This is a genomic window from Streptomyces sp. NPDC111744 (assembly GCF_055634995.1).
In genome coordinates this window covers 272000-279848 of the sequence record NZ_JBVKCG010000011.1, presented here as the reverse complement: position 1 = coordinate 279848, position 7849 = coordinate 272000, and the positions used below count along the sequence as shown (strand labels likewise).

At 69.7% G+C, this 7849-nt stretch carries 7 protein-coding genes and 1 pseudogene; 2 read left to right on the top strand and 6 right to left on the bottom strand.

The window, feature by feature from the left end; all coding sequences use genetic code 11:
* Positions 1–84, top strand: a pseudogene (locus ACZ7OO_RS25220) (transposase); the annotation flags it as partial.
* A 7-nt stretch (positions 85–91) separates the two neighbouring features.
* Here the strand turns inward: ACZ7OO_RS25220 and ACZ7OO_RS25215 are convergent.
* From ACZ7OO_RS25215 to ACZ7OO_RS25205, 3 genes are all read right to left on the bottom strand, one after another.
* Positions 92–1438, bottom strand: a complete 1347-nt coding sequence (locus ACZ7OO_RS25215) for a beta-1,3-glucanase family protein (RefSeq protein ID WP_471507882.1) — start codon at positions 1436–1438, stop codon at positions 92–94.
* 289 nt (positions 1439–1727) lie between these two features.
* A complete protein-coding gene (locus ACZ7OO_RS25210) occupies positions 1728–2018 on the bottom strand; it encodes a hypothetical protein (RefSeq protein ID WP_471507865.1) in 291 nt (96 codons plus the stop codon).
* A 214-nt stretch (positions 2019–2232) separates the two neighbouring features.
* On the bottom strand, positions 2233–2511 hold the full coding sequence (locus ACZ7OO_RS25205) for a hypothetical protein (protein ID WP_471507863.1): 279 nt from the start codon (positions 2509–2511) through the stop codon (positions 2233–2235).
* 512 nt (positions 2512–3023) lie between these two features.
* Here ACZ7OO_RS25205 and ACZ7OO_RS25200 point away from each other — a divergent pair.
* A complete protein-coding gene (locus ACZ7OO_RS25200; RefSeq protein WP_471507861.1) occupies positions 3024–4394 on the top strand; it encodes an MFS transporter in 1371 nt (456 codons plus the stop codon).
* Between the two features lie 27 nt (positions 4395–4421).
* Here the strand turns inward: ACZ7OO_RS25200 and ACZ7OO_RS25195 are convergent, their stop codons facing one another.
* The 3 genes from ACZ7OO_RS25195 to ACZ7OO_RS25185 form a co-directional block, all read right to left on the bottom strand.
* Positions 4422–6413 (bottom strand): helix-turn-helix domain-containing protein, encoded by a 1992-nt coding sequence (locus ACZ7OO_RS25195; RefSeq protein ID WP_471507859.1) that lies wholly within the window; start codon positions 6411–6413, stop codon positions 4422–4424.
* A gap of 76 nt (positions 6414–6489) precedes the next feature.
* Positions 6490–7302, bottom strand: a complete 813-nt coding sequence (locus ACZ7OO_RS25190; RefSeq protein WP_471507857.1) for a 3-hydroxybutyrate dehydrogenase — start codon at positions 7300–7302, stop codon at positions 6490–6492.
* 54 nt (positions 7303–7356) lie between these two features.
* The gene (locus ACZ7OO_RS25185; RefSeq protein ID WP_471507855.1) at positions 7357–7836 is read right to left on the bottom strand and encodes an NUDIX hydrolase; all 480 of its coding nucleotides are present in this window, start codon (positions 7834–7836) and stop codon (positions 7357–7359) included.
* Between the last annotated feature and the right edge of the window lie 13 nt (positions 7837–7849).

Sequence of the window (7849 nt, the reverse complement as noted above, 5' to 3'; positions counted from 1 at the left end):
ATCCGCCGCTACATCATCTGGCGAAACCGCCATGCCGACGACCGGCGCCTACGCGCCGTCGTCGACAGGGCGAACGTTGCCTGATGCGGCACTAGTAGCCGACTGCGACCTCCATCCATTGCGGGTTCTGCATCGAGGTGTAGGCGGCCTGGCCGGCCACGTCGTCGTAGGGGAAGCCGTAGGCGAGGTCGTTGATGGCGTGGTCGTGCCAGTACTTGGCGTACCAGTTGGCCGGGTCGCCGGCGTAGAACCGGGCCGGGTCCTGCTGCTGGGCAGCCGGCAGGTCTGCAGTGTGCCGGTTCAGTGCCGCGCACAGGCCGGCATTCGCCGCGAGGGAACCGGCGCATCCGAAGATGTTCGAGGTGGACTCGTTGACGCCGACGGAATTCGCGTACGCGTTGAAGTAGTTGGCGTTGGCGCCGCCTGCGCGGAAGCTCGGGTCGCTGCCCGGGGCGATGATGCGGTACGGCGCCTGAGTCTGAGCCAGTACTTTGAACTGCTGCGGCACGGAATTCTGGAAGCTCTGGAAGACCTGATCGCGGCTCATGGTGAACAGGTCCTGAGAGTCGCCCAGTTGGACGTCCTGACCGCTGTGCGAGTGCAGTCGGATGGCCAAAGGCAGCCCCCAGGCGTCCACGCGGGTCGTGTTGCCGTTGAAGTCGGCGGTACCGGTGGTGAATTCGATGAAGTCGTAGTACTGGCCGTTCGGGGCGCCGACGTAGAAGTACATGCGCTGGGCGGGCCCTGCGACGATGTCTAGGTAGGGCTGTTCGGCGATCGAGTGGACCTGACCGTTGTAGCTCCAGTAGACCTGGCTGTCCGGATAGGCGCCGTTGGTCCGGTTGAGGACCTTCACTTTCATGACGGCCGATGAGGCCGGGATGTCATCGGTCGTCCCCCAGAAGTTGTCCGGCGGCGGGGTCCCGCCGCCTCCGGAGCCGCCGTAGACCTGGAACTCGTACAGCGAATAGCCGTACGGGGTGGCGCGTTGGGTGCCGTACATCCGCACATACCGGCCGGAGGCGGTCACGTTCAGGTTTTGTACACCGCCCGTGCCTGTGGTGGTCGAGTAGACGGTGGTCCACGGGCCGCTCGGGCTCGTGGCTGTCTGGATGGTGAAGGCCTTGGCGTACGCGGCCTCCCATTTCAGGGTGACCTGCGTGATGGGCTGCTCGGATCCAAGGTCTACTTGGATCCACTGAGGGTCGCTGAACGCACTGGACCAGCGGGTCTGTTCATTGCCGTCCACCGCCTGGGAAGCAGGGAAGGACGCGTTCTCTGTGGAGGAGGCGGTGACGGGCCTGCCCTGGGAGAGCAGCGTTCCATCTGCTCGGGCCGGCGAAGGCGAGACGGCGTTGATGGCCAAAGCGGCGATCAACGCCAGGAGGACGGCGAGGATGGCCTGGGGGCGACGCCGCGCACTGTGCGGTATGACGATTTTTAACACGGTCGTACTCCTCTTACGGGTGGGGCCGTGACGGAGACCGCAAAGACAAGTGCTTGCTGGCGAGTGATGCTCGCAAGCACCCGCGCGTGAGTCAATGGTCTGTACCTAAGAGGCTGAAGCAGCCCGTGCAGGGTTCGGAGGTCGAACGGTCAGCGGGCCGCCTGTCGCCACCGCGGTGAATCACCCCGCCGCTACGCCGGTCGCGTGCTGACCCCTCAGGACCCCCGGCCCGGGCGGGCACGCGTCCGCCGTCGCCGTGGTTGTAAGGGGTACCGGCTTGCTACCGGTTGGCGACGGAGTCGCGGTGCGGTTCGATCTCTCCCCACCTGACCCGGTTCAGCTTCCGGCCGGCCAGCTCCGGGAACCAACTCTTGAGCAGCTTGGCCCAGTCCGTCTCGCTCATGGGCGGCCCGCCTGGGGTGATCCCGGCCTCCTCTGCCGGCGCCAGGTACTTCCTGACCGTCTTGCGGTCCACCCCCAGCGAGGCGGACACCTGGCTCTTCGAGCGGCCCGCGTACCAGTGCACGTAGATCTCGACGATGTCGACCACGGTGAACGTTCTCCTTGCCATCCGGCGTGTCCGTCGACCTCTCGGTTCGCAGGTCAAGGGACCGCGACGTCTCCGAAAGGGCCAGGACCCTCACCCCGGCACCGGCATGCCCATGGGGAACCCGACGGATTCGCAAGGAAGACCTAATAGTTCATCAAACCACTCAAAACAGGGAATATTGGAAACGGTCCATGTGGCCCTGGGACCGGCAACAGCCGTTGAGCATCGTGAGCCGTCAGGCAGACGGCCAGGCCGCCTGCGGCCTGCTCGCTGCCCCGGCAACCGTGCGAAGCAAGGGGACCGCGAACGCAACGACGAACAGGCCGAAGAGAGTGATGGGCAACAGCCGGAGGAGCTGGGCAGGGTCATCCCGCAGCCAGTGCCGGTTGCCCCACCAGTTCGCGCTGACGTCCATCACCATCACAGCGTTTGCCAGCCAGATCCCTTCCCGCCGCACAAGCCCCACCAGCACGGCGGCCAGCGGATCGAGGATCACCAAGCTGACGAAGAACACCTGCAGAGGGATCTGAGGCCACGACGCATAGGCGTGGATGCCGCCACGGACCAGATCTGCGATGTGAGAACCCGTGCCCTCAGCCTAATGGGGTCGGGCGCGGTCATCAGAGAGCCGAGCGGCAAAGCCGGGTCGACCTCTCGTTCAGGTCGCCTACCACGCAACGGCCCTGAGCCGATCGGCCCCAAGATGTCCGAGTTCAACGGAGCGTAGTCAGTACCAAGTCAGCAGGGGAGGGGTGAGCACGGGTGATGACGTGGGCTTTTAGTCAGCACCAAACCAGCCCGGGAGTCAGCACCGCACCGTCAGATAACCCCGAACTGTGCGTCCCGGACAGCACTCGTTTCGACGACCTTCGAGCCCCTGAACCGCCCTTCCGTGCGCCGGCATGGTGGCCGCACGCATAGCCAATACTCGAACTATGTTGCCCCACCACATGGGCCCCTGACCTGCATCTTCCTACCGTGTGCCGACACGTACCCGTCCCCACCGCACACGAGGAAGTGGCGCACATGGCCTTCGGAACCACCGCTCCCCCACCCCCCGCCAGCCTCCCCAGAATCGTCGCCGCCAGTCTCATCGGCACCACCATCGAGTGGTACGACTTCTTCCTGTACGGCTCCGCGGCCGCCCTCGTCTTCAACAAGCTGTTCTTCCCCGGCTCCGACCCGCTCGTCGGCACCCTGCTGTCGTTCCTGACCTACGCCGTCGGGTTCGCCGCCCGACCGCTGGGGGCGCTGGTGTTCGGGCATTACGGGGACCGGCTGGGGCGCAAGCGGCTGCTCGTGCTGAGTCTGCTGCTGATGGGCGGGGCGACCTTCGCCATCGGGCTGCTGCCGACCCATGCGACGGTCGGCAGTGCGGCGCCTGTTCTGCTGACGCTCCTGCGGCTCGTCCAGGGGTTCGCGCTCGGCGGTGAGTGGGGCGGCGCCGTCCTGCTGGTGTCCGAGCACGGGGACGCGCGCAGGCGCGGGTTCTGGGCGTCGTGGCCGCAGACCGGGGCGCCGGCCGGGCAGTTGCTCGCGACCGGTGTGCTGTCGCTGCTCACCGCCGTGCTCTCGGACGACGCCTTCGCGCGCTGGGGCTGGCGGATCCCGTTCCTGCTGTCCGGTGTCCTGGTCGTCGTCGGTCTGTGGGTCCGACTCTCCGTCGACGAGTCGCCCGTGTTCCGGGAGGCGTTGGCGCGGGCCGAGGCGCGGGGCAGGGACGGGGCGGCCGAACCGCCCCCACTGGTCTCCGTGTTGCGGCACCACTGGCGCGATGTGCTCGTGGCGATGGGCGCGCGTATGGCGGAGAACATCAGCTACTACGTCATCACCGCCTTCATCCTGGTCTACGCCACCACCTCCGCCGGTGTCTCCAAGCAGACGGCCCTGAACGCCGTACTCATCGGCTCCGCCGTGCACTTCGCGGTGATCCCGGCGTGGGGCGCACTGTCCGACCGGGTCGGGCGGCGGCCCGTGTACCTGCTGGGTGCGGCCGGGATCGGGTTGTGGATGTTCCCGTTCTTCTCCCTGGTCGACACCGGGCGGTTCGGGTACCTGGTGCTGGCGGTCACCGTCGGTCTGGTCCTGCACGGCGCCATGTACGCGCCCCAGGCCGCCTTCTTCTCCGAGATGTTCGCGACCCGGATGCGCTACTCCGGCGCCTCCGTCGGCGCCCAGTTCGCTTCCGTCGCCGCCGGGGCACCGGCCCCGTTGATCGCCACCGCGCTCCTGTCCGACTACGGCAGCTCGACCCCGATCGCCCTCTACGTCATCGCGGCATCCCTGCTCACTCTGCTCGCGGTGGCCGTGGCGAAGGAGACCCGGCAGCGGGACCTGGCCGACGACGGCACCGGCACCGTAACGGCGAGCAGCAAGGCCGACGCGCACACCGCGTGAGCATGCGCCGCAGGTCCCCCCGGGGGATCAGCGGCGCTCCGGTGGCGCCCCCAACCGGTGCAGACGCAGCGCCAGTTGGACCTCCAGGACCCGCGCGGGGCTCTGCCAGTCGTCACCGAGGAGGCGGGCGACGCGCTCCAGTCGCTGGGCGACCGTGTTGACGTGGACGTGGAGCTCGTCCTTCGTGTGGGCCGGGCTCATCCCGCAGGCGAAGTACGCGTCGAGGGTGCGCAGCAGTTCTGTACCGCGCCGTGCGTCGTACGCGACGACCGGGCCGATGGTGCGTTCCACGAATCCGGCGACGTCCCGTTCCCCGGCGAGGAGCAGGCCGAGGAAGCCGAAGTCCTCGGCGGCGGCCCCGTCCCCGCCCCGGCCCAGGAGGTTCAGCGTGTCCAGACAGCGGCGGCCCTCGGCATAGCCGACGGCCACGGCGTCGGGACGGGCGGCGAGGTCGGCGACGGGCGCGGATGCGCCGACGGTCACCGGCTGGTGGACGGCGGTGCCGAGGTGGCGGGCGGTGCGGCGGGCCACGCCGGCGGCGGTGTCGCCGGGGCCGAGGGGCAGCAGCAGGACGATGCCGCCGTCGCGGGCCGCGGCCAGGCCGTGCCGGGTGGTGGCGAGGTGGGAGGCGGCCGACCAGAGCCGGCGGCGGGCGGCCGCCTCGTCCTCGGCGTCGGCCGCCGGGCCGTCCAGCCGGGCGGCGAGCACGACGTGGGTGGCGTCGAGGTCGGCGCCCAACCGGGCGGCGCGGTCACGCAGTTGGCGCGGGTCGTGGTCGCGTGCGTGGAGGAGGTCGTCCAGCAGCTCGCCGCGCACACGCTGTTCGGCCTCGGCTGCGGAGCGGCGGGCCAGCAGGAGCAGCGAGGTGACCATGGCGGCGCGTTCCAGGGTGCGCTGGTCGACGGGGTCGAGGCCGGGGTGGCCGCGCAGCACCAGCGCGCCGAGCAGTTCACCGCCGGCGGCGACCGCGGCGATCCAGTCGTCGCCGTGCCGGACCGCGTGACCTTCCGTGCGCGAGGTCGCCAGCGAGCGCGTGTCGGCGGTGTCGGTGTCGGTGAACTCGACCGTGCCGCCGAGGACTTGGGAGACGGCGGCGGCCACGTCATGGACTCCGCCGCCGCGCAGCACGAGTTCGGCGAGCCGGTCGTGGACGTCCGAGGCGCGTTCGATGACCGCGCTGCGGTCCTTGATGATCTCGTTGGCACGCTCCAGGCCGGCCATGGCCGAACGGGTCTCCGTGAGCAGGTTCGCCCCGTCGATGGCGGCCGCGGCCAGCGCGGCGAAGGAGCCGAGCAGCGCGATCTGCTCCCGTTCGAAGACGCGCACCCGCCGGTCCGCCGCGAACAGCACACCGATGACGTGCGGCCCCAGCATCAGCGGCACCCCGAGGATGGCGACCAGGCCCTCGTCGCGCACCCCGGCGTCGATGGTGAGGGTGTGCTGGAAGCGGTCGTCCTTGAAGTAGTCCTCGGTGACGTACGGCCGCGCGGTCTGTGCGACGAGCCCGCCGAGTCCCTCCCCCATGCCGAGCCGCAGCTGCTGGAAGCGGGCCGCGACGGACCCCTCGGTGACCCTCATGTAGGTGTCGCCGCGCGCCGGGTCGTTGAGGCTCAGGTAGGCGACGTCCGTGCCGAGCAGGGAGCGGGCGCGCTGGACGATCGCCTGGAGCACGGCGTCCACGTCCCGCAGCCCTGCCAGGTCGTGCGCGGTCTCGAACAGCGCGGACAGCTCCGCCTCGCGTCGACGTCTGCCCTCCAGTTCGGTGCGGACCCGCAGCGCGAGGAGTCTGGCCCGCTCCAGCTCGGCGATCCGCTCGGCCGGCCGGCCTTCGGCACGGGCGACCAGCAGCGGCTGCTCGTACGCCTCCGCCGAGGCGCCCCTGGCCAGCAGTTCGAGGTACGTCGACTCGGCGCCGGACAGCACCTCGGCGCCCCCGGGCATCTCGGCACCCTCGGCGAGAGCGCCGACCCTTTCTGCCGGGGCCGGCCACCTGGCGGACTGCGCGTGATTGCGGGACATGGTCACAGGATTCCGCATCGCCGCTCCGGCCCGTCGGGCCTGTGGAAAACTCGTGGACCGGCGGCTGCCCGGCCCTTCAGTGGGCCGTCCAGCCGCCGTCGAGCACCAGCGAGGTGCCCGTGACCAAGGCGGTGTGAGGACCGCACAGATAGGCCACGGCCTCGGCGACCTCCTCCGGTTCGAGAAGCCGTTTCACGGCGGTGTCCGCCAGGAGCACCTCCGCCAGCACCCGTTCCTCGGGGATGCCATGCGCCCGGGCCTGGTCGGCGAGCTGCTTCTCCACCAGTGGGGTGCGCACATAGCCGGGGTTCACACAATTGGAGGTCACGCCATGGGGTGCGCCCTCCAGGGCGGCCGTCTTGGACAGCCCCTCCAGACCGTGTTTGGCGGCCACATAGGCGGACTTGAAGGCGGAGGCGCGCAACCCATGGACGGAGGACACATTCACGATCCGCCCCCAGCCCTGCCCGTACATGTGCGGCAGGGCCCCCCGGATGAGCCGGAACGGGGCCTCCAGCATCACCGTCAGCACGGTGTGGAAGACGTCCGGGGGGAACTCCTCAATGGAGCGCACCAGTTGGATGCCCGCGTTGTTGACGAGGACATCGGTGCCGGCGGCGGCGCGTTCGGCCGCGTCCAGGTCGGTGAGGTCGAGGACGTACGGCTCGACGGGTCCGCCCGCCGGGCCCGCGACCCGCTGGGCCGCCTCGGTCAGTTCGGCCAGCCCCGCCGCGTCCCGGTCCACGGCTCTCACCGCGGCTCCGGCGGCCGCGAGGCGCAGCGCGCAGGCTCGGCCGATGCCGCCGGCGGCACCGGTGACAAGGGCGGTGCGGCCGCGCAGGTCGAGCGCGGGAGGGTGGGGGTCGGGAAGGGCACTGGGCGAGCTCATGATCCGACCCTAGGCGGCCGTCCCCCGGGACCACATAGGGTCAGCGCACATACTTCAGCTGAAAGCCGTAGCGTCGAACCATGTGGGTGCATCCGACATGGCCTGCTTGATCCGGTGCACACCGAACTCGTTCAGCTGCGGTAGGGCGTCCACGTCGAACCAGGCCACCTCCAGCGACTCGTCGTCGTTGACGCGGGCCTCGCCGCCGACGGCCCGGCATCGGAAGGTGATGTCCATGTACTGGCAGATGTCGCCGTTCGGGTAGGTGACGGGGTTCAGCGCCTGGACGAGGACCACCCGCTCGGCGACACAGCGCACCGCCGTCTCCTCGAAGACCTCCCGCACGGCGCAGGCGGCAGGCTGCTCCCCGGGTTCCGGAATGCCGCCGATGACCGACCACTTGCGGGTGTCGGTACGACGGCCCAGCAGCACTCTGCCCTCGTCGTCGAAGACGATGGCGGTGATCCCGGGCAGCCACAGCAACTGGCGGCCCGCCGAGGCCCGGATCGTGCGGATGAAGTCAGGAGTAGCCATGCGCCGACCCTAA

Bases quoted from the DNA above. Each gene is read 5' to 3' on its own strand.
- ACZ7OO_RS25210 (WP_471507865.1), bottom strand. From the start codon at position 2,018: ATGGCAAGGAGAACGTTCACCGTGGTCGACATCGTCGAGATCTACGTG.
- ACZ7OO_RS25200 (WP_471507861.1), top strand. From the start codon at position 3,024: ATGGCCTTCGGAACCACCGCTCCCCCACCCCCCGCCAGCCTCCCCAGA.
- ACZ7OO_RS25195 (WP_471507859.1), bottom strand. From the start codon at position 6,413: ATGTCCCGCAATCACGCGCAGTCCGCCAGGTGGCCGGCCCCGGCAGAA.
- ACZ7OO_RS25190 (WP_471507857.1), bottom strand. From the start codon at position 7,302: ATGAGCTCGCCCAGTGCCCTTCCCGACCCCCACCCTCCCGCGCTCGAC.
- ACZ7OO_RS25185 (WP_471507855.1), bottom strand. From the start codon at position 7,836: ATGGCTACTCCTGACTTCATCCGCACGATCCGGGCCTCGGCGGGCCGC.